The sequence below is a fragment of the Streptomyces sp. GbtcB6 genome (assembly GCF_019091475.1).
In the GTDB taxonomy this organism is placed as follows: domain Bacteria; phylum Actinomycetota; class Actinomycetes; order Streptomycetales; family Streptomycetaceae; genus Streptomyces; species Streptomyces hyaluromycini.
This window is the reverse complement of the sequence record NZ_JAGXJL010000032.1, coordinates 84136-109884: the sequence shown is the minus strand read 5'-3', so window position 1 is coordinate 109884 and position 25749 is coordinate 84136. Positions and strand designations below refer to the sequence as shown.

General features: G+C 70.8%; 27 protein-coding genes and 1 pseudogene. 18 read left to right on the top strand and 10 right to left on the bottom strand.

All coding sequences use genetic code 11. From position 1 onward, the window contains the following. The 5 genes and pseudogenes from KVT45_RS38640 to KVT45_RS38620 all read left to right on the top strand — a co-directional run. Positions 1 to 1533: pseudogene (locus KVT45_RS38640) on the top strand (hypothetical protein); the annotation flags it as partial. A 135-nt stretch (positions 1534 to 1668) separates the two neighbouring features. After that, positions 1669 to 2613: an ABC transporter ATP-binding protein gene (locus KVT45_RS38635; RefSeq protein ID WP_217553872.1), complete on the top strand. Its 945-nt coding sequence runs from the start codon at positions 1669 to 1671 to the stop codon at positions 2611 to 2613. Further along, entirely contained in the window at positions 2610 to 3350 is a 741-nt protein-coding gene (locus KVT45_RS38630) for an ABC transporter permease (RefSeq protein WP_217553869.1), read from the top strand. The genes KVT45_RS38635 and KVT45_RS38630 overlap by 4 nt, the downstream gene beginning before the upstream one ends. Positions 3351 to 3355: 5 nt before the next feature. Beyond that, complete coding sequence (locus KVT45_RS38625; protein ID WP_217553891.1) at positions 3356 to 4555, top strand: sensor histidine kinase; 1200 nt, start codon at positions 3356 to 3358, stop codon at positions 4553 to 4555. Continuing rightward, positions 4552 to 5166: a response regulator transcription factor gene (locus KVT45_RS38620; RefSeq protein ID WP_217553866.1), complete on the top strand. Its 615-nt coding sequence runs from the start codon at positions 4552 to 4554 to the stop codon at positions 5164 to 5166. The genes KVT45_RS38625 and KVT45_RS38620 overlap by 4 nt, the downstream gene beginning before the upstream one ends. Before the next feature lie 213 nt (positions 5167 to 5379). On the opposite strand, the gene KVT45_RS38615 is transcribed toward KVT45_RS38620, so the two are convergent. Next, a complete protein-coding gene (locus KVT45_RS38615; RefSeq protein WP_217553864.1) occupies positions 5380 to 6003 on the bottom strand; it encodes a histidine phosphatase family protein in 624 nt (207 codons plus the stop codon). 56 nt (positions 6004 to 6059) lie between these two features. Here KVT45_RS38615 and KVT45_RS38610 point away from each other — a divergent pair, with 56 nt between their 5' ends. Next, positions 6060 to 6320 (top strand): hypothetical protein, encoded by a 261-nt coding sequence (locus tag KVT45_RS38610; protein WP_217553862.1) that lies wholly within the window; start codon positions 6060 to 6062, stop codon positions 6318 to 6320. 120 nt (positions 6321 to 6440) lie between these two features. Here the strand turns inward: KVT45_RS38610 and KVT45_RS38605 are convergent, their stop codons facing one another. The 3 genes from KVT45_RS38605 to KVT45_RS38595 all read right to left on the bottom strand — a co-directional run bounded on the left by KVT45_RS38605 (position 6441) and on the right by KVT45_RS38595 (position 8640). Beyond that, positions 6441 to 6584, bottom strand: a complete 144-nt coding sequence (locus KVT45_RS38605) for a hypothetical protein (RefSeq protein ID WP_217553860.1) — start codon at positions 6582 to 6584, stop codon at positions 6441 to 6443. Positions 6585 to 6712: 128 nt separating this feature from the next. Continuing rightward, positions 6713 to 7576, bottom strand: a complete 864-nt coding sequence (locus KVT45_RS38600) for a transglutaminase-like domain-containing protein (RefSeq protein ID WP_217553858.1) — start codon at positions 7574 to 7576, stop codon at positions 6713 to 6715. Positions 7577 to 7626: 50 nt separating this feature from the next. Then, complete coding sequence (locus KVT45_RS38595) at positions 7627 to 8640, bottom strand: GNAT family N-acetyltransferase (RefSeq protein WP_217553857.1); 1014 nt, start codon at positions 8638 to 8640, stop codon at positions 7627 to 7629. A 140-nt stretch (positions 8641 to 8780) separates the two neighbouring features. Between KVT45_RS38595 and fdxA the strand changes: the two genes are divergently transcribed. Further along, positions 8781 to 9101 carry a ferredoxin gene (gene fdxA / locus KVT45_RS38590; RefSeq protein WP_089098949.1) on the top strand — a complete coding sequence of 107 codons (321 nt, stop codon included), beginning with the start codon at positions 8781 to 8783 and terminating at the stop codon, positions 9099 to 9101. A 137-nt stretch (positions 9102 to 9238) separates the two neighbouring features. Further along, positions 9239 to 10333 (top strand): bifunctional succinyldiaminopimelate transaminase/glutamate-prephenate aminotransferase, encoded by a 1095-nt coding sequence (locus tag KVT45_RS38585; protein WP_217553855.1) that lies wholly within the window; start codon positions 9239 to 9241, stop codon positions 10331 to 10333. A gap of 332 nt (positions 10334 to 10665) precedes the next feature. On the opposite strand, the gene KVT45_RS38580 is transcribed toward KVT45_RS38585, so the two are convergent. Both KVT45_RS38580 and KVT45_RS38575 read right to left on the bottom strand, forming a co-directional pair. Further along, positions 10666 to 11097, bottom strand: a complete 432-nt coding sequence (locus tag KVT45_RS38580) for an ATP-binding protein (protein WP_089098947.1) — start codon at positions 11095 to 11097, stop codon at positions 10666 to 10668. Positions 11098 to 11368: 271 nt separating this feature from the next. Then, positions 11369 to 12394 (bottom strand): heavy metal transporter, encoded by a 1026-nt coding sequence (locus KVT45_RS38575; RefSeq protein ID WP_308310997.1) that lies wholly within the window; start codon positions 12392 to 12394, stop codon positions 11369 to 11371. Positions 12395 to 12487: 93 nt separating this feature from the next. On the opposite strand from KVT45_RS38575, the gene dapE reads away from it, so the two are divergent. Both dapE and KVT45_RS38565 read left to right on the top strand, forming a co-directional pair. Beyond that, positions 12488 to 13567 carry a succinyl-diaminopimelate desuccinylase gene (gene dapE, locus KVT45_RS38570; RefSeq protein ID WP_217553852.1) on the top strand — a complete coding sequence of 360 codons (1080 nt, stop codon included), beginning with the start codon at positions 12488 to 12490 and terminating at the stop codon, positions 13565 to 13567. A 104-nt stretch (positions 13568 to 13671) separates the two neighbouring features. Further along, positions 13672 to 14430 (top strand): TIGR00730 family Rossman fold protein, encoded by a 759-nt coding sequence (locus KVT45_RS38565; RefSeq protein WP_089098944.1) that lies wholly within the window; start codon positions 13672 to 13674, stop codon positions 14428 to 14430. A 146-nt stretch (positions 14431 to 14576) separates the two neighbouring features. On the opposite strand, the gene folP is transcribed toward KVT45_RS38565, so the two are convergent. Then, positions 14577 to 15437: a dihydropteroate synthase gene (gene folP / locus KVT45_RS38560; RefSeq protein WP_217553851.1), complete on the bottom strand. Its 861-nt coding sequence runs from the start codon at positions 15435 to 15437 to the stop codon at positions 14577 to 14579. A 161-nt stretch (positions 15438 to 15598) separates the two neighbouring features. Between folP and KVT45_RS38555 the strand changes: the two genes are divergently transcribed. Both KVT45_RS38555 and KVT45_RS38550 read left to right on the top strand, forming a co-directional pair. After that, entirely contained in the window at positions 15599 to 15958 is a 360-nt protein-coding gene (locus KVT45_RS38555; RefSeq protein WP_217553848.1) for a DivIVA domain-containing protein, read from the top strand. After that, the gene (locus tag KVT45_RS38550) at positions 15955 to 16569 is read left to right on the top strand and encodes a DNA-3-methyladenine glycosylase I (RefSeq protein WP_217553845.1); all 615 of its coding nucleotides are present in this window, start codon (positions 15955 to 15957) and stop codon (positions 16567 to 16569) included. The genes KVT45_RS38555 and KVT45_RS38550 overlap by 4 nt, the downstream gene beginning before the upstream one ends. Positions 16570 to 16650: 81 nt before the next feature. On the opposite strand, the gene KVT45_RS38545 is transcribed toward KVT45_RS38550, so the two are convergent. Beyond that, complete coding sequence (locus KVT45_RS38545) at positions 16651 to 17454, bottom strand: enoyl-CoA hydratase/isomerase family protein (RefSeq protein ID WP_217553843.1); 804 nt, start codon at positions 17452 to 17454, stop codon at positions 16651 to 16653. A gap of 378 nt (positions 17455 to 17832) precedes the next feature. Between KVT45_RS38545 and KVT45_RS38540 the strand changes: the two genes are divergently transcribed. Then, positions 17833 to 18000 carry a DUF3117 domain-containing protein gene (locus KVT45_RS38540; RefSeq protein WP_069751535.1) on the top strand — a complete coding sequence of 56 codons (168 nt, stop codon included), beginning with the start codon at positions 17833 to 17835 and terminating at the stop codon, positions 17998 to 18000. Positions 18001 to 18153: 153 nt separating this feature from the next. Here KVT45_RS38540 and KVT45_RS38535 read toward each other — a convergent pair whose 3' ends face one another. Then, positions 18154 to 18837, bottom strand: a complete 684-nt coding sequence (locus KVT45_RS38535) for an O-methyltransferase (protein WP_089098939.1) — start codon at positions 18835 to 18837, stop codon at positions 18154 to 18156. A gap of 250 nt (positions 18838 to 19087) precedes the next feature. Here KVT45_RS38535 and sigE point away from each other — a divergent pair, with 250 nt between their 5' ends. From sigE to KVT45_RS38510, 5 genes are all read left to right on the top strand, one after another. Beyond that, positions 19088 to 19804, top strand: a complete 717-nt coding sequence (gene sigE, locus KVT45_RS38530) for an RNA polymerase sigma factor SigE (protein WP_217553839.1) — start codon at positions 19088 to 19090, stop codon at positions 19802 to 19804. Beyond that, complete coding sequence (locus KVT45_RS38525) at positions 19801 to 20772, top strand: zf-HC2 domain-containing protein (RefSeq protein WP_217553836.1); 972 nt, start codon at positions 19801 to 19803, stop codon at positions 20770 to 20772. The genes sigE and KVT45_RS38525 overlap by 4 nt, the downstream gene beginning before the upstream one ends. Before the next feature lie 156 nt (positions 20773 to 20928). Further along, complete coding sequence (locus KVT45_RS38520) at positions 20929 to 21519, top strand: serine protease (RefSeq protein WP_217553834.1); 591 nt, start codon at positions 20929 to 20931, stop codon at positions 21517 to 21519. A 201-nt stretch (positions 21520 to 21720) separates the two neighbouring features. Next, positions 21721 to 22167 (top strand): sec-independent translocase, encoded by a 447-nt coding sequence (locus KVT45_RS38515; RefSeq protein WP_217553833.1) that lies wholly within the window; start codon positions 21721 to 21723, stop codon positions 22165 to 22167. A 238-nt stretch (positions 22168 to 22405) separates the two neighbouring features. Next, positions 22406 to 23077 (top strand): hypothetical protein, encoded by a 672-nt coding sequence (locus KVT45_RS38510; protein WP_217553832.1) that lies wholly within the window; start codon positions 22406 to 22408, stop codon positions 23075 to 23077. Between the two features lie 50 nt (positions 23078 to 23127). Here the strand turns inward: KVT45_RS38510 and KVT45_RS38505 are convergent, their stop codons facing one another. After that, positions 23128 to 25689: a DUF6185 family protein gene (locus KVT45_RS38505; protein WP_254647986.1), complete on the bottom strand. Its 2562-nt coding sequence runs from the start codon at positions 25687 to 25689 to the stop codon at positions 23128 to 23130. Positions 25690 to 25749 lie beyond the last annotated feature (60 nt).

The following is a 25749-nucleotide window of genomic DNA, read 5'->3' as shown; positions in this document are numbered from 1 at the left end:
GGGCTGCGTGCCGCCGCGTCCCGCACGCCCACCCAGGTGACCGTGGGCCACGGCCGTTCGGTCACCGGGGACGGCCCGTTCGTCCCGCCGGTCAACGGCGGCGAGCCCTTCGGCGGCCCGGCCGGCCCCAACGGAATGGGCGGCCCGGTCGGCGAGGCCTTCAACGGCGGTGAGCCGTTCGGCGCCCCGGGCGGCCCCGCGGGCCCCGGCGGCGGCCCCGCGCGCCCCGGTGGGCCCGGCGGTCCCGGTGGGCCCGGCGGTCCTCGCGCCCGTACCGGCCAGGCCCGGCCCGGTGTGCGCACCGCCCCCGCCGGCCTTCCCGGCGGCGGCCTGAGCGACGACACCGCGATCCTCACCCCGCAGAAGCCCGCCCCCGAACCGGGCATGCCCGGCTACGGCTCCCCGGCGGACAACGTCTCCGGGCACACCGTCACCAGCGGCATCCCGGTCGTGCCGCCGGGCGCCAACTCCCCGTTCGCGCCCGGCGCGCCCACCGACGGGCCGCTGCCGCACACGCCCCCGAAGCTGCCCGAACCGGTCTCGCCGCCCCCGGCCGAGGCCAAGGGCAAGGGCAAGGCGAAGGCCAAGAAGAAGCGCGGCAAGCTGCCGCTGCTCGGCGGTGTCGTGGTGGTCGCCGGCATCGGCGTCTACGGCGCCGGGCTGCTCATGAACCACTCCGACGTGCCCAAGGGCACCACCGTGCTCGGCGTCGACATCGGCGGCGGCACCCGCGACGACGCCGTCAAGAAGCTCGACGACGCGTTCGGCAGCCGGGTGAACAAGCCGCTGAAGCTGTCGGTCGGCGGCAAGACGGTCTCGCTGCCGCCGGACCAGGCGGGTCTGCAGTTCGACATCCAGTCGACGGTCGAGGCGGCCGCCAAGAGCGACTACAACCCCGTCTCCGTGATCGGCTCCCTGTTCGGCCAGAAGCGGGTCGTCGCCCCGGACATGCCGGTCGACGAGGAGAAGCTCCAGGCCGCCCTCAACGGCCTCGGCGGCAGCTCCGGCTCGGTCACCGAGGGCACGATCAAGTTCACCTCCGGCAAGGCCGTCGCGGTCTACGGCAAGGCGGGCAAGGGCATCGACGCGGCCGGCTCGATGCAGGCTGTCCAGCAGGCGTACGAGGCGATGGTGGAGACCGACACGGCCTCGCCGGTGTCCGTCCCGACGACCACCAAGCAGCCGACGGTCTCCAACGCGGAGGTCGACCGCGAGATGAAGGCGTTCGCGGAGCCGGCGATGTCGGGGCTGGTCACGGTCAAGGCCGACACCGGCGGCACCCCGGTGTCGTTCAGCCCGCAGAACTCCCTGTGGAAGTTCCTCCGGGTCAAGGCTGTCGACGGCAAGCTCGTCGACAGCCCGGACCTGAACGCGCTCAAGGGGCTCTACGGTGGCGCTTTCGACGGGGTCAAGATCGCCCGTGCCACCGGCGAGAAGACGGCGGTCACCCCGCAGGACGTCTACGTCGCCCTGCGCCAGGCGCTGCTGAGCAAGACGAACCGGGTGGGCGTCATCGACACCAACCCGAACTGACGCGCGGCGAAGGGGCGCCCGGTGCTCGCCGGGCGCCCCTTCGCGCTTGTCAGGCGCTGCTCATGACATCTGTCATGCGGCTCTCCGGACGCCCGACACTGCCCCCGGCCTGGGGCTCGCGGCCAGCATGGAGGCATGACAACGACAGCGGCGACGACGGCCACCGGGACCCCGGTGGTGGTCGGGTTCGACCAAGTGAGCAAGACCTACGGGAACGTGCGGGCCGTCGACGGGCTCTCGCTGCGGCTGCACCCGGGGGAGACCGTGGCCCTGCTCGGGCCCAACGGCGCCGGCAAGTCGACCACGCTCGACCTGCTGCTCGGCCTCAAGCTGGCCGACAGCGGCACGGTGAGCGTGTTCGGCCTGAGCCCGCGCGAGGCCATTGTCGCCGGACGCGTGGGCGCGATGCTGCAGAGCGGCGGCCTGATGGACGAGGTCACCGTCCGGGAACTGGTCAAGCTCGCCTGCGACCTGCACCCGAAGCCGTACAAGGTCACCGACGTCCTCGCCCGCGCGGGCATCTCGCAGATCGCCGACCGCAAGGTCAACAAGCTCTCCGGCGGCCAGTCCCAGCGCGTCCGCTTCGCCCTCGCCACCGCCGGTGACAGCGACCTGATCGTCCTGGACGAGCCCACCACCGGCATGGACGTCTCCGCCCGCCAGGCGTTCTGGGCCACCATGCGCGAGCAGGCCGACCAGGGGCGGACCGTCCTGTTCGCCACGCACTACCTGGAGGAGGCCGACGCCATCGCCGACCGGGTGCTGGTGCTGCACCGCGGCCGGCTCCTCGCCGACGGGACGGCCGCCGAGATCAAGGCGAAGGCCGGGGCGAGAAGGATCTCCTTCGACCTGGAGGGCGAGATCGACGAGGCCCCGCTGCGGGCGCTGCCCTTCCTCACCGCCGTCGACGTCAGCGGCCAGACCGTCCGCATGCAGTCGTCCGACGCCGACGCCACCGTCCACGCCCTCTACGGCCTGGGTCTCTACCCCCGCAACCTCGAAGTCGCCGGGCTCGGCCTTGAGCAGGCGTTCGTCGCCATCACGGAGGCCGAAGAGGCCAAGGAGGCCACGCAGTCATGAACGCCCTGATCAAGCTGGAGCTCGCCCGCGCCCTGCGCAACCGCAAGTTCCTGTTCTTCTCGGTGATCTACCCCTCGATCATCTTCCTGCTGGTCGCGAGCCAGGGCGGGACCAGCGCCACCGTGGACAACTCCGGCCTGTCCGTCGCCGCCTACGTCATGGTCTCCATGGCCTCCTTCGGCGCCCTCACCGCCGTCCTGATGGGCAACAGCGAGCGCATCGCCAAGGAGCGGGAGAGCGGCTGGGTACGGCAGCTGCGGCTGACCACGCTGCCCGGGCGCGGCTACGTCCTCGCCAAGACCGCCAGCGCCGCCGTGGTGAGCCTGCCCTCCATCGTGGTCGTCTTCCTGGTCGCCGCCTCGGTCAAGCACGTACGCCTGGACGCCTGGCAATGGCTGGCGCTGACCGGCGCGATCTGGGCCGGCAGCCTGGTCTTCGCCGCGCTCGGCGTCGCCATCGGCTACCTCGCCTCCGGGGACGCGGTCCGCCCGATCACGATGATCACCTACTTCGGCCTGTCGATCCTCGGCGGCCTGTGGTGGCCGTCCTCCTCCTTCCCGACCTGGCTCCAGGACATCGCGAAGTGGCTGCCCACGCACGCGTACGCTGCACTCGGGCGGGCCATCGAGCAGAGCCAGGCCCCGCGCGCCCAGGACATCGCCATCCTCGTCGCCTTCTTCGCCCTCTTCGTCGGCGGCGCGGCCTGGCTGTACCGGAAGGACACGCTGAAGGCGTGAGCATGATGACGGAAGACCTGCGGTCCGAGGACGAAGCCCGGGCGGACCGGCTGGTGCGGATCGGCCAGCCGCCCCGCAACCGGAGCGAGGCGATGCGCAAGCTGGTGTGGGTCCTGCCCTGGCTGGTCTTCCTGGCCTCCCCGGCGCAGGACCTGGCCTCCGGCCACCACACCACCGGGGCCACGGCGGCCGGCTGGGCGGGCCTGACGGCCTTCGTCGGGATCTACCTGACCATCGTCTTCCGCTCCATGGGCCGGCCCTACCGCGGCTGGATCGTCACCGCGGCGATCGTCCTGGAAGGGACGCTCGCGGTCACTCTGGCCTTCACCCTCGGCGGCTCCTGGTTCGGCCTGTTCGTGTACGTCTCCGTGATGTGCGGAGTGACCTTCCCGCTGCGGATCGCCTACTGGACGATCCCGCTGACCACCGCCGCCATGGTGCTGGCGGGCTGGTACGTCCACGACATGGACGAGGCGTGGGGCCTGTTCCTGGTGGTGCTGCTGGTCGGCTTCTCCATGACCGGCGTACGGCAACTCGTCGCCACCACCATCGAGTTGCGCAAGGCCCGCGCCACCGTCGCCCAACTGGCCGCCAACGAGGAGCGGTTGCGCCTCGCCCGCGACCTGCACGACCTGCTGGGCCATTCCCTCTCCCTGATCACCCTGAAGAGCGAGCTGGCCGGCCGGATGCTCCCCGACCACCCCGACAAGGCGGCCCAGCAGGTCTCCGACATCGAACAGGTCAGCCGCCAGGCCCTGGTGGACGTCCGCGAGGCGGTCACCGGCTACCGGCGGCCCCGGCTCGCCGCCGAACTGGCGGGCGCCCAGGTCGCCCTGACCGCCGCCGCGGTCACCGCCGAGGTCCCGGCCGACCCCGACCTGGCCGGCGTACCCGACGACGGCGAGGCGGCCCTCGCGTGGGCGCTGCGGGAGGCGATCACCAACGTCGTACGGCACAGCGGTGCGAGTGTCTGCACGGTGGAGCTGCTGCGCCGTCAGACCCTGGACGGCCCGGTCCTCGAACTCGCCGTCGAGGACAACGGTTCGGGCGGCTCAGGCAAGGGCCCCGGCAACGGGCTCACCGGGCTCACCGAGCGGCTGGAGAAGGCGGGCGGCACGCTGGAGGCGGGCCGTGCGAAGCGCGGTTTCCGGCTGGTCGCCCGGGTCCCGCTCGGCTCCGGCATGGCCGTAGGATCCGGGGCATGAGCAGTACGATCAAGGTCCTCCTCGCGGAGGACCAGTCGATGGTCCGCGAGGCGCTGGCCGCCCTGCTGGGCCTGGAGGACGACATCGAGGTCGTGGCCCAGGTCGCCCGCGGCGACGAGGTGTTGCCGACGGCGCGGCAGCACGACATCGACGTCGCCCTGCTCGACATCGAGATGCCGGGCTGTACGGGCATCGAGGCGGCGGCCCAGCTCCACAAGGCGCTGCCGGCGGTGAAACTGGTCGTCCTCACCACCTTCGGCCGCCCCGGCTACCTTCGCAGCGCGATGGAGGCGGGCGCCGACGCGTTCCTCGTCAAGGACGCCCCCGCCGCCCAGCTCGCCGAGGCCGTCCGCAAGGTCCTCGCCGGCGAACGCGTCATCGACCCCACGCTCGCGGCGGCGGCCCTCGCCGAGGGCGCCAACCCCCTGACCGACCGCGAACGCGAGGTCCTCCGCGCGGCGGCCGACGGCTCGACCAACGCGGAACTGGCGGCAGCGCTGCACCTCTCCCAGGGGACGGTACGGAACTACCTCTCCACGGCGATCCAGAAACTGGCGGTACGGAACAGGGCGGAAGCGGTCCGGATCGCGCGAGAGAAGGGCTGGCTGTAGGGGCGACCGGTGGGCTGAGGGACTGGTGGGAACGCAACGAATCGCACTCACTGCCGGCCGAGCGGGGCTTTGCGCTCTCGCGCGAGCAGGCGAGTGGCACGTTGTCCGCGATGCCCGTCGGCACGCGGCCCGGGGCCGTTACACCGCCCTGGCTGTCGATGGCGACATCAGATGCTCCCTCCGATGGATGAACATCGATCTCACCTACGGGCCTCAGACGTGGAGCTCTGGTGGGAAGCCGGTCCAGCGGAGCTCGGTGGGGAGGTGGCCGGTGTCGTTGAAGAGGAGGACCGCCGGGGGGCGGTCGGGTGCGTAGCGGATGACGGTCAGGGCCGCGTTGGCATGGTTAATGCCCAGCCACCGCCACTTCGGCGCGTCGAGGGCGGCTCGAACGAGCCAGCCGACGAGGAAGTTGTGGGTGACGACAAGCTCGTGGCGCGGTTCGTCGCCGACGACAGGTCCGGTGAAATCTGCGAGCGCCGCCGCCGCGAGCCCGGGGCCCTGCTCGCGTTCCTCAGCCGTGAACTGGTCCAGGAACTTGAGCCAGGCGTCAGCTGCCTCCGGCGGCAGCTCTTCGCGTGTCGGCAGGTAGGGGAGGTAGTCGCCGGCCGCTTCGGAGCGATGGTGGGGAACGCCGTCGAGCCGTTCACCGACCAGCCGGGCGGTCTGTTCAGCACGGGCGAGAGGCCCGTGGTGGATTGCCGCCAGCGGAACCCCACGGAGCCGCTCCCCCAGTAAGGCGGCCTGTTGGCGGCCCGCATCCGTCAGTTCACTTTCGTCCGACGATGCCTCGCCGTGGCGGGTGAGATAGAGGTAGCGGGCAGCCATACCGGTCACGGGCACGTCCTTCAGTGAAGTCGATCTTTCGGACTCATGGAGGGACGCCGACCAGTGTGGGCCGGTTCCACGAACGGCTGCGCTCGGGCGTCAAGCTGGATCAGCGCATCGCAGGGTCCGGAAGACGGGCCCTGAACCTCGCCGTCGTCGTCTTCGTCCAGACCGCCGCCCCCTGGGCCACGCAGTGGGCGCAGACCGCCGTCGACCCGGTTGGAGGCGCGGACGCTGCAGCGGCCGAGCACGTTGAGGTTGGCGAGCTTGAACGGGGAGACTCGGGCGACGTCCTCGTCCAAGACGTCGTGCTCGCGTCGCGTTGAAGACCAGGCCGAGCGCGCCGAGCCGGTCGACGTGCAGCTTCAGACGGCCGTTGGGCTGGACCTCGAAGCTGAGCTTCGCGTCTTGCCCGGGGCCTCCTCCAGGCGTTCGGCCATCAGCCGTCAGGCCGCGTCCAGGGCCCGCACCCGCCCGGCCAGGTGCTCGATCCCGTGGACCCAGATCTGGGGGACCGTCGCGCTCTGCGCCCTCGTCGCCCTGGCCACCGCGTCGGCCGCGACCCTGAGCGCGACCCGCGGGCGTGCCATCGAGGCCGCAGGTATCCGCGAATAGGACGCAGCAAGGTCAGGAAGTCTGGATCCGCTGCCCCTGGATGCCCACCAGTCGCAAGGGCTGAACAGCGCGCCCTCGGAATACTGCGTCTCCACCAGTTGGCTCAGTTGAGACGAGCCCGTGCCGCCCGGGCCTCCCCCCGTACCTTCTCCGCCGCCCCCTCGTCGACCACGTCGATCAGCCCCGCGTACTCCTCCAGCTCCTCGGCCCCGTCGACGAAGTCGCCCCGCTCCACCAGCAACCGCGCCCGCTCGTACCGCAGCCGCGCCGGATGCGACGGCATCAGCAGGGACAGGTCCACCCCCCACAGGCCCACGTCCGACCGCTCGGGGCGGGTCGCCGCCCACGCCCGCACGTTGTTCAGGATCCGCCGTACGACGTCCAGGGCATCGGCCGGCTCCAGCATCGACGGCTCCAGCGGCACCCCCGCCGCCCCCACCACCAGCAGCTCCGCGTCCGCCCCGGTCAGCACCCGCCCCCCGTCGAACGGATCGGCCAGCACCTGCTCCTCCGCCGCCCCGAACCCGACCACGAAGTGCCCCGGCAGCGCGACCCCGTACGCCGGCGCCCCCGCCCGCCGGGTGACCTCCAGCCACACCACGGACAGCAGGATCGGCAGCCCGCGCCGCCGCCGCAGCACCTCGTGCAGCAGCGAGGAGTCCAGCCGCTGGTAGTCCGCGGCGGTGCCCCGGAAGCCGAACCGTTCGCCAAGGACCCGGTGCGCCGCGGTAGCCCACGCGTGCGGCCCGCCCGGCCGGTACGGCAGCTGCCCGGCCAGCCGGTCCAGTTCCATCTGCGCCGCGTCGATCCCGGCCTCGTCCAGCGAGCCGTCGGCCGCCGCGCCCAGCAGCAGACACAGCGTCGCCAGATCGGGCCGCTCGGACCGCGCCTCCTCGGCGAACCGCCGCCGTACCTCGGCGGCCCGCCCCGACGACGGCGGACGTGGGTGTGGCTGACCGGAAGCCATAGCTGTCTCGTGCCCCTTCGGAATGATCGGTACCGCCTCGACTCCAGGATTCAGGAGCCGTCCGCCCCCGGCGCCCGGTAGTGGTGGTACGCGTGATGCGCCGCGAAGCCCAGCCGCCCGTACAGCTCCCGCGCCCCCTCGTTGTCCGTCTCCACCTGCAGCCAGGCCGCCGACGCGCCCTCCTCCAGCGCCCGGCGCGCGAGCGCGGCCATGACCTCGGTGGCCAGCCCCCGCCGCCGTAGCCCCGGATCCACCTCCACGGCGGCGAACCCGGCCCACCTGCCGTCCACCACCAGCCGCCCGATGGCCGCGGGGGCGGCTCCGGGGGACTCGCCCGACACGGTCGCGAACCACACGGACGGCCCGCTCCCCAGCACCTTGAGCGCAACCTCGCTCACCCCCTTGCGCTGGTACCGCGCCAGCCAGTCCTCGCCGGCCTCCCGGGCGAGCACCACACCGGCCCCCGCCGCCCGGTCCGCCACCGGCGCCAGCCCTCCGGTCCACAGCTCGGCGCTCACCTCGCGCACCCAGCCGCGCCGCTCCAGCTCCGCGCAGAGCAGTTCCTGCGTGCCCTCGGCGCCGGTCGCGGTCTGCACGTACGCGGGCAGCCCCCGCTCGCCGTACCACCGCCGTACGGCCGCCAGCGCCGCGTCCAGCGGCAGCCCGGGATCACCGAGCGGCAGCACGCTGTTCGCCCGCCGCGTGAACCCCGCGGCCGCCCGCAGCTCCCACTCGCCGAGCCGCTCGCTCTCCACCGGCCGCCACCCGCGCGAGGCGACACGCGCGAGTTCCCGATAGGTCGCCGCGGGTCCCCGGCGGCGCGCCGGAGCGGCCGGCACCACCTTCCCCGCCACCAGCGCGGACTCCGGTATCCGGACGCTCTCCCCGTCCCGCCGTGTGATCGTCAGCATGCCGTCGTCGTCCCATGATGTGAGAACACCCACCGTGTCGGTGAACTTCTCCGTGGTGACACCATTTCCGGTCAAACGGCGCACAGATACTCGTTTACCCACGTCAGCAGCGGTGATACGGACCTCGAAGCGTCCTGCGGCAGAGATTTCCACTGGTCAGTTCACCCCTCCTGTTCGGATCATGCCCAGGAACGGAGATACTAGGGGCGGGCATCGACGACGCCGCGCTCCCGCGCGCCAGGCGGCGGAGCCTACGGAGGCCCGCCGGCGCCCAATCGAGGAGGAACGACAGCGTGACCTACGTCATCGCGCAGCCTTGTGTCGACGTGAAGGACAAGGCGTGCATCGAGGAGTGCCCGGTCGACTGCATCTACGAGGGCCAGCGGTCCTTGTACATCCACCCGGACGAATGCGTTGACTGTGGTGCCTGTGAGCCGGTCTGCCCGGTCGAGGCGATCTTCTACGAGGACGACACTCCGGAGGAGTGGAAGGACTACTACAAGGCCAACGTCGAGTTCTTCGACGACCTCGGCTCCCCGGGCGGCGCCAGCAAGCTGGGCCTGATCGAGCGGGACCACCCGTTCATCGCCGCGCTGCCCCCGCAGGCCGAGTAGTCCGCACCGGCGGCCCGCCGCACCATCGTGCCGCCTCGGTCCCGCACGGCCTGATCACGCCCGATCAGCGCCTGCGGGACCGAGGCGTTTGCCGTACCGGACGAACCGGTCGTACCGAAGAAAGTGAGCAAGGAACCGTGTCCGCAGTCTCCGACCGTCTGCCCACCTTCCCCTGGGACAAGCTGGAACCGTACAAGAAGACGGCAGCGGCGCACCCGGACGGCATCGTCGACCTGTCGGTCGGCACTCCGGTGGACCCGGTCCCCGACCTGATCCAGAAGGCCCTGATCGACGCGGCCGACTCGCCCGGCTACCCCACGGTCTGGGGCACCCCGGCGCTGCGCGACGCGATCACCGCCTGGGTCACCCGCCGGCTCGGCGCCAGGGACGTCACCCACCGCCACGTCCTCCCGATCGTCGGCTCCAAGGAACTCGTCGCCTGGCTCCCCACCCAGCTGGGCCTCGGCCCCGGCGACCGCGTCGCCTACCCGCGCCTCGCGTATCCCACCTACGAGGTCGGCGCCCGCCTGGCCCGCGCCGACTACGAGGTCTACGACGACCCGCGCGACCTGGACCCGGCCGGCCTGAAGCTCCTCTGGCTGAACTCCCCGTCCAACCCGACCGGCAAGGTCCTCTCGAAGCAGGAGCTCACCGAGACCGTCGCCTGGGCCCGTGCCCACGGCGTCCTGCTCTTCTCCGACGAGTGCTACCTCGAGCTGGGCTGGGAGGCCGACCCGGTCTCGGTCCTGCACCCGGACGTCAACGGCGGCTCGTACGACGGCATCGTGGCCGTCCACTCCCTCTCCAAGCGCTCCAACCTCGCCGGCTACCGCGCGGCCTTCCTGGCAGGCGACCCGGCGGTCCTCGGCCCCCTCCTGGAGATCCGCAAGCACGGCGGCATGATGACGTCGGCCCCGACCCAGGCGGCGGTGGTGGCGGCCCTGTCCGACGACACCCACGTCCACGAACAGCGCGAGCGCTACGCCTCCCGCCGCAGCCTCCTCCGCGACGCCCTCCTCGCCCACGGCTTCCGCATCGAACACAGCGAGGCGAGCCTCTACCTGTGGGCGACAAGGGACGAGTCCTGCTGGCAGACGGTGTCCCACCTGGCCGACCTCGGCATCCTGGTGGCACCGGGCGACTTCTACGGCGAGGCCGGCGAGAACTTCGTACGCGTGGCCCTGACGGCGACGGACGAGCGAGTACGAGCGGCCGTGGAGCGGCTTTCCTGAAACCCGCCCCAGCTGGAGCGCCCCGTAAGGGGCGCGGGGCTGTATCAATGTGCGGCTCCGCCGCGTGGGCGCGACCGGCCCCCACCGGCCCGCAGCCTTCGTAGCGCCCCGTAAGGGGTGCGGGGCTGTATCAATGTGCGGCTCCGCCGCGTGGGCGCGACCGGCCCCCACCGGCCCGCAGCTTTCGTAGCGCCCCGTAAGGGGTGCGGGGCTGTATCAATGTGCGGCTCCGCCGCGTGGGCGCGACCAGCCCCCACCCACCCGCACCCGAAACACAACGGAAAGGGACCCAGGGAAAACCCCGGGTCCCTTTCAACCACCGGTCAGGCAGCTCAGCCCAGCGGCAGACCCTTGACGGGCAGCCCACCCTTGGCGAGTCCGTCCGTCGGCAGCCCACCCTTCGTCGCGGTGGACGCCGTGTCACCCAGCAGCCCACCGGCGGAGCCGGCCGCGTCGCCCGCGGTGTGCTGTACCACCGGCGCCGCCTTCTTGACGGTCTTGCCGCCGGTCTTGCCCGCGGCCGGCACCGCCGACTCGACCGCCTTGCCGCCGGTGTGGCCGACGACCCCGGTGACGTGCTGCGCCGCACCGTCGGCGGTGTTGCCGACGTTCGCCCCGTCCAGCGCGGTCAGACCGCCCAGGTTCGGGGTGGCCGGCAGGCTCGGGGCCGCACTGGCGGAGCCGGCCGCACCGACCCCGGCAGCCGCTCCCGCTGCGACGAGCAGCGCGGCACGGGCGATCCGGCGGGTCAGGGGGAGAGACATGGTGCTCCATTCGACGGGAGGGAACGTGATCGCCGTGACTACCGCTCGAAGCCCGCGAAGGTTGCGGAGACCCAAGGTAAAGAATTGGTAACGCATCGCATTATCGGGTGTGGAGAAAAACGGGCAAACGGCGCCCTGTCGATGGATCCGCAGAATCCTTACGGCTCAGTGTTCCCAAGGAAATTCACGCATGCGCGAGTGACCGTGCGAAAACGTGGGCCCACCACGCATGCGTCGCGTCCCGGCTGACCCGCCGGAGGGACTCCCCGAACTACTGCCCGGTCACGATCCGCACCGAGCCCGCGGACTTCTCCGCTCCGCCCGTGCCCTGCGTGCCGGACGCCGTCTCCCACTGGCTGTCCGTGCTCCCGGCGGCCCACTCCCGGCCCGCGTACGACACCCGCTGGATGTGCAGCGCCGAGGAGTTGGCCACCGCCCAGTGCGCCAGCTGCCAGCCGCGCTCACTCTCGGTGCGGCCCGACTTGTCCTTCTTCTTCCCCTCCGGCACCGGCACGGTCACGGTCCGCCCGTGCGCCGTGGCGGTCACGCTCGGCGTCGGCGTCGGCGAACTCGCGGACGAGCCGCTCACCTCCGCGCCGGCCTCCTCGACCGCGTCCCGCCCGAAGTCCCGTACGAGCGCGGTCCGTACCGCGTCCGTACCCGTACCGGTACTCGCCGTCGCCGCCTCCGTCGCCGTCGCGGTGCGGGCCGCCGGGCGCCCGTCGCAGGTCAGCGTGGCCGCCGCCTGCCCGGTCAGGGCCGCCGCGAGCAGCGTGGCGTCGGTCTCGTGCTTGGCGTACGCCTCCGGGTAACCGCTGCGCTGGACGCGCTGTGCGGCCACCGTCAGCGGCAGGGTCTCGTAGTCGGGCACCTTGGCCAGGTGGGCGTAGAACATGCCCGCCGCGTACGCCGGGTCCAGGATCTGCTTCTCGGTGCCCCAGCCCTGCGAGGGCCGCTGCTGGAACAGGCCCAGCGAATCGCGGTCACCGTGTTCGATGTTGAGCAGCCCGGACTCCTGGATCGCGGTCGCCAGGGCGATGGCCACCGCTCGCTCGGGCATACCGCGGCCGGTACCGACGGCGGCGATCGTGGCCGCGTTCACCGCCTGCTCGGGCGTGAACTCGTACGACTCGCCGTCGCTTCGGCCCGAGACGACCTTGCAGCCCTCGGCGCCACCGCCGCCGGTGACGTACTGGACGACCAGGTAGGCCGCGACGGCGCACAGGATGAGCAAGCCCGACACGAAACGCAGGACGCGGCTGCGACGCTTGGGGCGGATGGGGGACGGCTCTGGCACGCGTACAACATACTGGAGAGTACGAGCCGCCCACCCCCGGGTCCGGAAGCCTGTGAACCAGCCCGCAGGCCGACGGGCGCTAGGGTCGAGGTCATGGCCGACACCTCGCTTGACCTCACGCTGGACGCCGCCGCGCTCACCGCGCGGCTCGTCGACCTCCCCTCCGAGAGCGGCACCGAGAAGCCGCTCGCGGACGCGATCGAGAGCGCGCTGCGTGCCCTGCCGCACCTGACGGTCGACCGGTACGGCAACAACGTGATCGCCCGGACCGGCCTCGGCCGTCCCGAGCGTGTGATCCTGGCCGGCCACATCGACACCGTCCCCATCGCGGAGAACGTGCCCTCCCGCCTCGACGAGGACGGCGTGCTGTGGGGCTGCGGCACCTGCGACATGAAGTCGGGCGTCGCGGTCCAGCTGCGCATCGCCGCCACCGTCCCGGCCCCCAACCGCGACCTGACCTTCGTCTTCTACGACAACGAGGAGGTCGCCGCCGACCTCAACGGCCTCAAGCACGTCGCCGAGGCCCACCCGGAGTGGCTGGCGGGCGACTTCGCGGTCCTGCTGGAGCCCTCGAACGGCGAGGTCGAGGGCGGCTGCCAGGGCACCCTGCGCGTGCTGCTCAGGACCACGGGTGAACGGGCCCACTCGGCGCGCTCCTGGATGGGCTCCAACGCGATCCACGCGGCCGCCCCGATCCTGGCCCGCCTCGCCGCCTACGAGCCCCGCTACCCGGTCATCGACGGCCTGGAGTACCGCGAGGGCCTGAACGCGGTCGGCATCTCGGGCGGGGTGGCGGGCAACGTCATCCCCGACGAGTGCGTGGTCACCGTCAACTTCCGGTACGCCCCCGACCGTTCCGAGGCCGAGGCCATCGCCCACGTCCGCGAGGTCTTCGCCGACTGCGGGGTCGAGGAGTTCGTGGTCGACGACCACAGCCCCGGAGCGCTGCCCGGTCTCTCCCACCCGGCCGCGGCCGCCTTCATCGAGGCGGTCGGCGGCACCCCGATGCCCAAGTACGGCTGGACCGACGTCTCCCGCTTCTCGGCTCTCGGCGTCCCCGCGGTCAACTACGGCCCGGGCAACCCGCACTTGGCACACAAGCGGGACGAAAGGGTGGAAACCGCCAAGATCCTGGCGGGCGAGGAGCGCCTGCGCACCTGGCTGACCAGCTGAGCCGTACGACGGCGCTGCGCACCCGACATGCCGACGTCCCGCGCCTGTAACCCGCACGGATCTACGCTGGGGCGGATACACCTGCAAGCGGAGGGAGCGCGCATATGCCTACCGGGAACCCCGAGGGGAAGAAGGTGCCGCCGGACGAGCAGCGCCTGGGACCGGTCCTCCGACGGCGCGGCCAGGTGACCGCGAGCACGACGGACCAGCGTCTCCTGGACGCGGGCGGCCCTTCCGACTGGGTGCACACAGACCCCTGGCGGGTGCTGCGCATCCAGTCGGAGTTCATCGAGGGCTTCGGCACGCTCGCCGAACTGCCGCCCGCGATCAGCGTGTTCGGCTCCGCGCGGACGCCGGTCGACTCGGCCGAGTACGACGCGGGCGTGAAGCTGGGCCGGGGCCTGGTCGAGGCCGGCTGGGCGGTCATCACGGGCGGCGGGCCCGGCGCCATGGAGGCGGCGAACAAGGGTGCCCTCGAAGCGGGCGGCGTCTCGGTCGGCCTCGGCATCGAGCTCCCCTTCGAACAGGGCCTCAACCAGTACGTCGACATCGGCCTCAACTTCCGCTACTTCTTCGTGCGGAAGATGATGTTCGTCAAGTACGCGCAGGGCTTCGTGGTCCTGCCCGGCGGCCTCGGCACCCTCGACGAACTCTTCGAGGCCCTCACCCTCGTCCAGACCCAGAAGGTCACCCGCTTCCCGATCGTCCTGTTCGGCAGCGGCTACTGGGGCGGCCTCGTGGAGTGGCTGAAGAACACGCTGGTCGCCCAAGGCAAGGCGGCGGAGAAGGACCTCCTCCTCTTCCACGTCACGGACGACGTGGAGGAGGCCGTGGGCCTGGTCTCGAAGGAAGCGGGCCGCTAGGACCGGCCGTTGCCCACCCGCCCACCCGACTCGGTTTCTTGAGGAGTGGACCTCGAACGGTCTTTCTGCCTCATCCTTTCAACCGGCCGAGTCGGGTAGTGGGTGGGCGAGGGATTCGGGGGTCTGGGGGCGGAGCCCCCAGGTCGCTACGCCAGCCCCCGCCGGGCCACCGCCGGAGGCCGGTGCCCGGCGATCGACGCCACCATGTCCAGCACCTGCCGCGTCTCGGCGACCTCGTGCACCCGGTACACCTGAGCCCCCAGCCACGCCGACACCGCCGTCGTCGCCAGCGTGCCGATCACCCGCTCCTTCAGCGGCCGGTCCAGGGTCTCGCCCACGAAGTCCTTGTTGGACAGGGAGACCAGCACCGGCCACCCCGTCTCCACCATCTCCCCGAGCCGCCGCGTCGCCTCCAGGCTGTGCCGGGTGTTCTTGCCGAAGTCGTGCCCGGGATCGATCAGCACCGACTCCCGCGGCACCCCCAGCGCGACGGCCCGCTCGGCCAGCCCCAGGGTCACCCGCAGAATGTCGGCCACGACGTCGTCGTACGTCACCCGGTGCGGCCGCGTCCGGGGCTCGGCCCCGCCCGCATGCGTGCACACCAGCCCCACCCCGTACCGCGCCGCGACCTCCGCCAATCCCGGGTCGACCCCGCCCCACGCGTCGTTCAGCAGATCCGCCCCGGCCTCGCAGGCGGCCTCACCGACCGACGCCCGCCAGGTGTCCACGCTGATCACGACGTCCGGGAAACGCCTGCGCACCTCCGCGACGAACCCGACGATGCGCCGCGCCTCCTCCTCGGCGCCGACCTCCTCGCCCGGCCCGGCCTTCACCCCGCCGATGTCGATGATCGCGGCCCCCTCGGCGACCGCCTGCTCCACGCGCGCGAGGGCCGGCTCGTCGAGGAAGGTCGCCCCCTGGTCGTAGAAGGAGTCCGGCGTCCGGTTCACGATGGCCATGATCACCGGTTCGTACGGCCCGAATTCCCGCCTGCCCAGCCTGAGCATCGCCTGTGACCTCTCGTAGTAATTCCCTCGGTAAGACCGCCTGCGACCCTAACTGTCAGACTCGCATGGCACGATCGGACACAGACACATTCGACACCGAGCACACTGAGCACAACGAGTGCTGCTGCACCGAGCTTCATCGAGCCTGGGGGCCCACCGCGATGGTTATGTTCCTGTTCCTCGTCGTCGCGCTCGCGGTCGTGGTCGCCGCGGTCACCCTCTCCGTGGTGAGCGGCGGCGAGAGCGGACCGCTGCCCGAGGTGGCGCCCGAGCGGTTCCAGGACCCGCTGCCCCCGGACCGCCCGGTGAACCGCGCGGACGTGGAGAGCATCCGCTTCCCGCTGGTCCCGCGCGGCTACCGCATGGCGGACGTCGACGACGCGCTGAGCCGGCTCGGCGCCGAGCTCGCGGAGCGTGACGCCCGGATCAACGACCTGGAGTCCGCGCTGGCCGGCGCCCAGGCCGCGCCGCACGCCCCGCACACCTCGCTGGACAAGCCCGAGCCGGAGGACCGGCCATGACCGACGCGCCTGACGTGCCCGACGTCATCGACGGAGCGGCGGTGGCCGGGCCGGACGGCAGGCTGCGCTGCCCCTGGGCCCTGTCCACCGAGGATTACGTGGCGTACCACGACGAGGAGTGGGGCCGCCCGGTCCACGGCGACGAAGCCCTCTACGAACGCCTCAGCCTGGAGGCCTTCCAGTCCGGCCTCTCCTGGATCACGATCCTCCGCCGCCGCCCCGGCTTCCGGGCCGCCTTCGCCGGCTTCCACATCGAGAAGGTGGCCGCGTTCACGGACGAGGACCGCGAACGCCTGCTGGCCGACCCCGGCATCATTCGCAACCGAGCGAAGATCGACGCGACGATGGCCAACGCCAGGGTCCTGGCGGAGTGGGCCCCGGGCGAGCTCGACGCCCTGATCTGGTCGCACGCCCCGGAGCCGGGCACGTATCCCGCACCGAAGACCATCACCGACGTGCAGGCGGTGACCCCCGAGTCGACGGCCCTGTCCAAGGCCCTGAAGAAGCGCGGCCTGCGCTTCATCGGCCCGACGACGGCGTACGCCTTGATGCAGGCGTGCGGGTTGGTCAACGACCACCTGGAAACATGCGTCGCCCGTAGCGCCCCTTGAGGGGCGCGGGGCCGCATCGATACGCGGCTCCGCCGCGCGGGCGCGACCAGCCCCCACCGACCCGCAGTTCCCCCCCGACCGTCACCGCCCCAAATACTTCGGCTTCTCCTTGTTCACAAACGCCTGCACGGCGATCGCGTGATCCTCGGCTGCCCCGGCCCGAGTCTGCAGCTCGTCCTCCTTGTCAAGGGTCTCGTCGAGGGAGTGCGTGAGCCCGTAGGCGACGGCCTCCTTCAGCGCCGCGTACGCCACAGTCGGTCCTTCGGCCAATTTCCGCGCCACTTTCTCGGCCTCGGCCCGCAGCTCGGCCGAGGGCACCACCTTGTTCGCGATGCCCAGCTCGTACGCGTCCTGCGCACCGATGCTCCGCGGAAAGAGCAGCAGGTCGGCGGCGCGCCCCGGCCCCACAACCCGCGGCAGCGTCCAGGACACCCCGGAGTCCGCAGTCAGCGCGACCCCCGCGAACGACGTGTTGAACGCGGCCGTGTCGGCGACCACCCGGTAGTCCGCGGCGAGCGCGAAACCGAACCCGGCCCCGGCCGCGACCCCGTTCACGCCGGCCACCACCGGCTTCGGCGCTCCCACCAACGCCCGGACGATCGGGTTGTAGTGCTCCCGTACCGTCGTCATCGTCTGCCCCGCCCCGGTCTCCCGGTCGGACGCGAGCAGCGTGATGTGCTCCTTGAGGTCCTGGCCCACACAGAACGCCCGGTCCCCGGCGGCGGTCAGCAGGATCGCCCGGACGGCCGTGTCGGCCGCCGCTTCCTGCGCGGCCTCCCGAAGGGCCACCTTGGTCGCGATGTTCAGCGCGTTCATCGCCTCGGGGCGGTTCAGCGTGATCGTCGCGAGCCCGTCGCTCACCTCGTAGAGCACGGTGTCGGTCATGGTGCGTCCCCTCCGTCGTCTCCGCCGTCGCGGCTGACGTACCGCTCAGTACGTCGATGTCCGAAGGACAGCATGGCGGAGATCGCCGTCGGGGGACCGGACCCGGCGTGTGACCTGCGTCAAAGAATTCAGGAGCCGACTCGGTCGGCGTAAGGACGCAGGGTGGCGAAGTATCGCAGCCACATCGCCGAATTGGGTGGTTTTGCTCGCGTGCGTTGCCCAAGCGATGCCGACTGATGTTGGTCATCGGGTCCTGAGATGCGGGATAATGGCTTGGAAGCAATGTGTTCGATGCCGGTGTCGCGTGTCCCGTGAGGATCACGCGTGCCCTCCAGGGCCGTCGGTAGACGATGAGCTGTTCTGAGGAAGGGGACGAGCATGGCGGCCATGAAGCCGCGGACGGGTGATGGCCCGCTCGAGGTGACCAAGGAGGGGCGGGGCATCGTCATGCGCGTTCCGCTCGAAGGCGGCGGTCGGCTCGTCGTCGAGCTGACCCCTGATGAGGCCGCGGCGCTTGCCGACGCCCTCAAGAACGTCGTCGGCTGAGGCGTCAGCGACCATACCCTTTCGGCCGCCCCGGCATCCCAAGAGGTGCCGGGGCGCTGCCGTCTCTCCGGTCCCTGTCCGCCTGGTCCCTGCCCGCCGGATCCCTGCCCGCCGGATCCCTGTCCGCTGGAACCCGGTCCCTGCCCGTGAGGGCTATCGCTTGACCGCGCACAGCAGTCCGTCGCCCACCGGCAGCAGCGACGGCACCAGTTCCTGGCTCTCCCGCACCGTGCGCAGCAGTTCGCGCAGCCGCAGTACCTCGGTCGGCTGCGGCCCCGAGTCGACGGTGCGGCCGTTGGCGAAGACGCCCTCGAAGACCACCAGGCCACCCGGACGCAGCAGGCGCAACGATTCAGCGAGATAGTCGGAATACTCCTGGCGGTCGCCGTCGCAGAAGACGAGGTCGTAGCCGGCGTCCGCGAGACGGGGGAGCACGTCGAGGGCGCGGCCGGGGATGAAGCGGGCCCGGTTGCTGGCGAAGCCGCAGGCGCGGAAGGCCTGCCGGGCGAACTGCTGGTGTTCGGGCTCGGGATCCACGGTGGTCAGCACGCCGTCCGGGCGCATGCCGTGCAGCAGATACATCCCGGACACCCCGCACCCGGTGCCGATCTCGGCGACCGCCTTGGCGTCCACGGAGGCGGCGAGCATGCGCAGCGCGGCGCCCGTGCCGGGCGACACCGAGCGCAGCCCTGCCTCGCGGGCCCGGTCACGGGCCCACCGCAGTGCTTCGTCCTCGGCGACAAAGGCGTCGGCGAACGCCCAGCTCGTCTGCCGGTTGCCGGTAATGACCCTCTCCTGTCCCCGTGGTTGCCTGGGCGTGACTGTATCCGTTGGCACTGGGAACCCGCAGATGGGACCAGGCGTTTAGAGGGGTGGAAGACAGGGCGGGGGGACACGAATGGATCACGATGACGAGACGGTGGTCGAGCAACTGCTGGTGCGGTCGGATGAGCCCTATCAGCACAGATCAAATTCTCGTAAAACCGCTTATCCGGTGCTAACGGGCGAGGTGGCTATGGTAGGGGCTCCACTGGACACCACCAGAGCCGACAGGGGAGGTGCGGCCGCGCCTGGGGATCGGGGAGGAGTGCTGCGGCGCTTTCTCGGATCGGCAGGCAGGCCGAAATCCGTGAACGACACCGCTGCTGACCCCAGCCACGCCGCCGCGCTCGCCACGGGCGAGGACCGGACCGCGACCTTCTCCACCGACGCGGACGGGCAGGCATGGACTCCGCCCACGTGGGAGGAGATCGTCAGCACGCACAGCGGCCGCGTCTACCGCCTGGCCTACCGCCTGACCGGTAACCAGCACGACGCCGAGGACCTCACCCAGGAGGTCTTCGTCCGCGTCTTCCGCTCGCTGTCGACCTACTCTCCGGGCACCTTCGAGGGCTGGCTGCACCGCATCACCACCAACCTGTTCCTCGACATGGTCCGCCGCAAGCAGCGCATCCGCTTCGACGCCCTCGGCGAGGACGCGGCCGAGCGCCTGCCCAGCCGCGAGCCCACCCCGTCCCAGGCCTTCAACGACGCGCACTTCGACGCCGACGTGCAGCAGGCCCTGGACACCCTCGCGCCCGAGTTCCGCGCCGCCGTCGTGCTCTGCGACATCGAGGGCCTGTCCTACGAGGAGATCGCCGCGACCCTCGGCGTCAAGCTCGGCACGGTCCGCTCCCGCATCCACCGGGGCCGCTCCCAGCTGCGCAAGGCCCTCGCGCACCGCTCCCCGGAGGCCCGCAAGGCCGAGCGCCGTTCCTTCGTGCCCCGTGTTCCCGCACTGGGAGGAGGGGGCGCGACCGCGTGAGTGGATCACGACCGAAACCGGCTGAGCGACAGCTCGCCGAGCAGCACCTGGGAGACCGACTCTCCGCCCTGGTGGACGGAGAGCTCGGTCATGAGACGCGTGAGCGCGTCCTGGCCCACCTGGCGACCTGCGCCCGGTGCAAAGCGGAGGCGGACGCGCAGCGCGCGCTGAAGAGCGTCTTCGCGGCGGCCGCCCCGCCCCCGCCCTCCGAGAGCTTCCTGGCCCGTCTCCAGGGGCTGCCCGCGGGCGGCGACCCGGACGGCGGCGGTTCGCCGTTCGGCGGGGGAGACCCCTCGGGACGCGGATCCGACAGCGGGGTCTTCGACCTGAGCCGGGACGACCGCTTCGAGTTCGGCTATGTCCCCGCCCGCCCCCACGACCCGGCCGCGGCCGCCGGCCGTGGCTTCCGCATCCACCCCGTCGGCCGCCCGGACGGCGACCGCTCCGCCTCGCGCGGCATGCGGTTCGCGTTCGTCGCCGCCGGCGCGGTCTCGCTGGCCGCCGTCGCCCTCGGCGGGGTCACCGCCGGCCTGCCCGGCGCCCCGGCCGCCGACGCCCGCAGCGGCACCGGCGGCGGCAGTGTCGCCCCGGCCGGCACGGCGGGCTCCGGTATCAGCGGGACCGCCGACACGCAGCGCCGCCGCCTGCTCACCCCGCTGCTGTCGTCCGGCACGCTGCTCGGCGTCGCCCCCGCCATGCCCACCTCGGTGTCCGCGCCACTGCTGCCCGGAGTGCCCTCCCCGGCCGCCGCCCAGCAGAAGCTGCGGGAACTGACCGCACCGGTGATGGCCGGCGCGGCCGCGGTCTCCCCCTTGATACGGCCGCTGAGCGCCAACCCGCCGTTCGCCCTCACCTCGTGGACCAGCACCCCCGAGGCGACCGGCACCGGCCTGTTCGCCGCACCCGTCCCCGACACGACCTCCGCACCCTCCCCGTCCCCGTCCCGCTCCTACCGCGCCGCCCACTGACCGGGCCCTGCCCACCTGCTGAACGGCCCTGCGCGGCGACTCGCGAACCTGGTTGAATCCTGTGAATCAGCCATGCCCGTGACACCACCGCGGGCATGGAGCCGACCTTCCGCGAGCCGCCGGTGCACGGGGCCGCGGTGAGCCCGCGAGGAGACCATGGACGAGGGGATACCGACGACACCCGGCGACACCACCGGCAGCGCCCCGTCCCTGCCGCAGGGCGATGCGGCCGGGGCCGCGGCACGGCGGCGGTCGCGGAGCCGGCGGACGCTCGTCGTGGGGGCGCTGGTGCTCTCCGTGCTCTCCGGTGCGGCCGGCGGGCTCATCGGCGGCTATCTGGAGCGCACCAACGGCCTGGAGGCCGTACAGCTGCCCCAGCCGGGCCCGCCGCCGCCCGGACGGCCGCCCGGCAATGCCGCCGGCATCGCCTCGCGGGCGCTGCCCAGCCTCGTCACCCTGCACGTCACCGGAACCGGAGCCGGCACCGGTGACCAGGCCACCGGCACGGGCTTCGTCCTCGACACCCGTGGGCGCATCCTCACCAACCACCACGTCGTCGCCCCCGCGGTCGCCGCGGGCGGCCGGATCACCGTGACGTTCAGCAGCGGAGCCACCGCCCGGGCGACCGTCGTCCGCCTGGACGCCGGCTACGACCTCGCCGTCCTCCAGGTGTACGGCGTGCACGACCTCACCCCGCTGCCGCTCGACAGCCCCGGCGACCGCCCCGGCTCCTCGGACAGGAACTGACAGAAACCTCACAGGCGGGGCCCCACTCGTGCCCCGACTAGGCAAACAACCCGGAAAACCGGTCGTACACACGCGGTCGGACACCTCGGGGCAGTACCGGTCGGACAGGTGCGCCGGGTACCGTGGACCCGGCCCGGACCACGGAACAGCCGCAACAGCGACCGGAGGGCCGAGGACCGAGGACATCGCAAGGAGCTTCAGGTGTTCAATGACATAGGACCACTCGAGCTGGTGACGATCATTGTGCTCGCCGTGCTCGTCTTCGGTCCGGACAAGCTCCCGAAGGTCATCCAGGACGTCATGCGGACCATCCGCAAGATCCGGGAGTTCTCGGAGAGCGCCAAAGAGGACATCCGGCAGGAACTCGGCCCGGAGTTCAAGGACTTCGAGCTGGAGGACCTCAACCCCAAGACCTTCATCCGCAAGCACCTGGACAGTGACGAGCTGGGGCTGAAGGAGATCCGCAACGGCTTCGACCTGAAGAAGGAGATGGCCGAGGTCACGGACGCGGTGCACAGCCGCGACACCGACACCTCGCCCTCGTCCTCCGGAAGCGGTTCTTCGGGGAGCGGCCGGATCGACATGACCAAGAAGCCGGACGACCCGGGCAAGGAAGACCGTCCGCCCTTCGACGCGGACGCCACCTGAGCCCGGATCACCGACTCGCCCATGAGCGGCGCACGTGACGCGTTTCATACCGCGTGTGCGCCGCTCATACGTCTCTTACAGCCCTAACCCGCCGCCCGTGCGACCCACGCACCGGGCGGTTTCGCTGCTGGTCCCGGCGGGATCGATATGCTGCCGAGTTGTTGTGCGGACCGGACGAGTGCGCCCGAAGGGGGGCGGGCCGCCCCGGACCGACGAGAGCTAGGAGGCGTCGGGGCAGATGGAGACGACAAGTCAGTTGGACGGACAGGCACCGGTCGCGGAGGGCGAACAGCAGGTCCCCTCCGTCCGCCGCACGGTCGACGGCTACCTGGAGGCGCCCTTCCCCTGGTACGGCCTTGACGAGGCGTTCACGGGGCCGCGCTGGCTGATGCAGGTGGGTGCGGCGGCCGACGGTGCGGTGGAGCACGGGTCGATCGGGCACGGTGACGAGCCGTCGGTGCGGAACGAACATCTCGCCTCGGCCGTCGGTGAGCCGCGGGAGAAGTTCGCGGTGGTCGTGACCGTCGCGGAGAGTCCGTCCCGGAGGAGTGCCGACGGGACGGGGCTGCTGGAGGCCACGTCGGTGTCGTCCGCCGCGTGGCTGGCCGGGGTCGGGCTGCTGTCCTTCACCTGGCCGGGGCAGATGGACCACAGCCTGCGGGACGACTGGCTGGAGCAGCAGACCGAGACGGCGTGGGAGCTGGCCGACGAGCTGGCCGGGCCCGAGTGGTCGACGCTCTCGCTGCCGGTGGACGGGGTTTCGACGCCGTTCCACTACCGGGAGTCGGAGTTCGGGTGGGTGCTCGCCGGGTCCACGGAGGAGGGCGTGCATCTGGGGGCGTACGGGCGGGGGATGTCCGCGTACGGGCTGGGGTTCGCGGTGATCAAGGACATCACGACGTACGCGTAGGGAAAGGGCCTTGGCGCGAGTCGCGCGCCCGGGCCCAGGCGCATGCTGCCTCAGCGGTGGGCCAACGTATGCCAGAGCCCCACGGCTGCCACTACTTGGGCCAAGATCCAGCCGACGTGTGTCGAGAAGCCCCGCACCTGGTAGATCGACAGAAGCAGGGCGACTCGACTGCTCCACAATTCCTGCTCGTGTTTGAAGGTCGCCGTGTCCAGCCAAATGCTGGTGAGTGCGAGCGTGATGAGCATGAGCAGGAGATAGAGAAGTACGTGGCCGAAAGGTGCATCGGTGATCCTGATGATCAGCAGCGCGAGGCAGATCGGCAACGCGGATGCCAATGTCAGGCTCCAGGCGCGTACCGGACTGCGGTGCCCGGGCAGCAGGCGCCACAACGCCCCGAGGGCGAATCCGGCGCCGGTCCATGCCAGCTGATAGAGCAAGAAACGCGCGACGAATTCCGGAATCCCGGCGGCCTGGTAGGTGTATTGCATAACATTCCGGTCGTCCTGTAGATCGAGAAACACAAGGGCCGCACTGGCCGGGATTCCGAAACAGAACGCCAGGCGTGCGGCATGCACGGCATTCGACCACCAGTGCCCCTGTGGACCCCAGGCGAGCGCGACGTCCAGTACGGAAATGTGCTCGGGGGGACTCTCCCCGCCGCACGTGTCGACCAGCCATCGATGCAGTCCATGCAGCTCGTCCTCCAGCTGCTGACGTGTGGCGCTGCCCCCATGGCCCTGGTCCAACAGGTGCAGCTGGTGGTTCAGGCTGCGATAGCGCTGCGCCTTCGACAGCAGTTCGGGTCGGCGTTTCTTGCTGTTCAATTGCCTTCCGTGGAAGCAAGCTCGCAACTGGCCCAATACCGAGTATCGTCGACCCATAGCGAGAACCAGGTACAGCGAGCCGATGTTCAGCGGGATCCAGGCGCTGCCGTACAAGGCGCTGGCACCTGCGAAGCTTCCCCCTGGCACGCCCACGAGGAAGGCGAATACGGCTGCGATCAGCAGGAGTTCGGGAGTTCCCGGCCACAAAGAGGCCTGCTCCTGTTTGCTCCGAGCCTGCTCCTGCTGTGTCCTGACGCGAAGATACAAAAGCGCCACCAAAGCGACCACGGTCAAAATCCAGCTGTGCGAGAAGACCCAAATCAGGTCGGTGAAGGAGAAATCCGCCATGATTTGGTTGACGTACGGCGCCTTGGCGAACGAGCCTCCGCCGGTGAGCCAATTGGCGCGCTCCCACTGCCGATAACTCGACCACAAGGCACACCCGAGCAGGGCCAACGCGACCCCCGTCAGCAGGATTCCGACCGTTGCGGTGCAGCGGCCCGGCGCGCGATCCCATGCGGCGGCCCAGGTACGTGCAAGACCTCCCTCGCGCGCGAAGCGCCAGGCCCAGGCGGTCATCGCGGCGAGCCACAACCACACGGTCGCCAGTCCCAGCAATGTGAGCCCGAACAGGCCCAGAACGGTCGGTGGCGCTTTCGGCACCAGGTTCGCCGGCAAGCCGAAGAGCCCATGGCCCAGGAGTACCAGCAGGCCGACGGCCGTGGCCACGGCCGCGGCCACGGCCACGGCGTGGATCTGGCGGCGCTGGACATCATCCGGATCGGCGGCCCCCTCCGCCTCTGTGTCTGCCGCGACCGGTGACCCACCTCGCTTCCAGGGGCGGGCGACGAAGAGCAGAGCCAGACCCGCGCCCATGCAGATGAGGCTGCGCCACTTGCGGGGGATGGAATTCTCGGGAATGACCAGAATCAACGTGACGACAACGGCTGTGCTGAGCACGGCCCATTGGAGCACCGTCCCCACAGGACTCTCGATTCGGATGACGTCGGACCGCCACCCGGGTGTCCGCGAACTCTGGCCTGATGCACATTGGGTGGCGGAAGAGTACGACTGCCGGCTGCGAAGTGCGGCCAGCGCCATCACGCAGGAAGCGGACACCCACCACGTGGCGACACCCGCTTTGCTCAAGAACGACTCAGTGAAAACCAGTGTCACAGAATGCTGGAGGGGAATATCAAAATCGACCTTGACATCTTTGGGCATTTCATGGTCCCACTCCAGTCCGTTCGCGTCCGAAGATTTCACATCCCGTGTGGAGTGATTGTCGAAGTCCAGTCCGTCCAGTTGCACTCCGATATGCTTCCAGGCGAACCCGTCGAGGCTCGGCGGTTGAAGCGCGACCTCCCAATGGTGTTTTTTCAGAGCCGAAACCCGCCAGGGGCCGAGCTGGAAGATGCCGTATCTGTCGATCCAGGTGTATGCACCGTAACGTACGGTGACCAGGCCGTCCTTTGCGGTCACTCCAGGGTTGCTGGACCGCCATTCCCTGTCACTCGCCACGCCCTTTTTGCCGAGTAGCAGGCAGTGTATTGCCCTTCGGTAATCCCCGGAACTGTCGCTGAATGTGAGGTTCTTTGCAAGGTCCCATTTCATGGGTACCTTGATCGTCATGTCGGAATACATCTTGATGTAAGTCTGGTGGTGCTGTGAGAACCGGATGTCTGCAGTCACCTCGCTTGTCCGAAGTTGATCCGTCAAGCAGGGGTCGGGGCTGCCTTCCCGTGCCTCCGCAGGGGAGCACCCCCACCACGCCACCGCCAACACCATCAGCGACACCAGTCGCCACCATCTGATCTCCGGCAAGTTCCAGCACCTCCTGACCGGAGA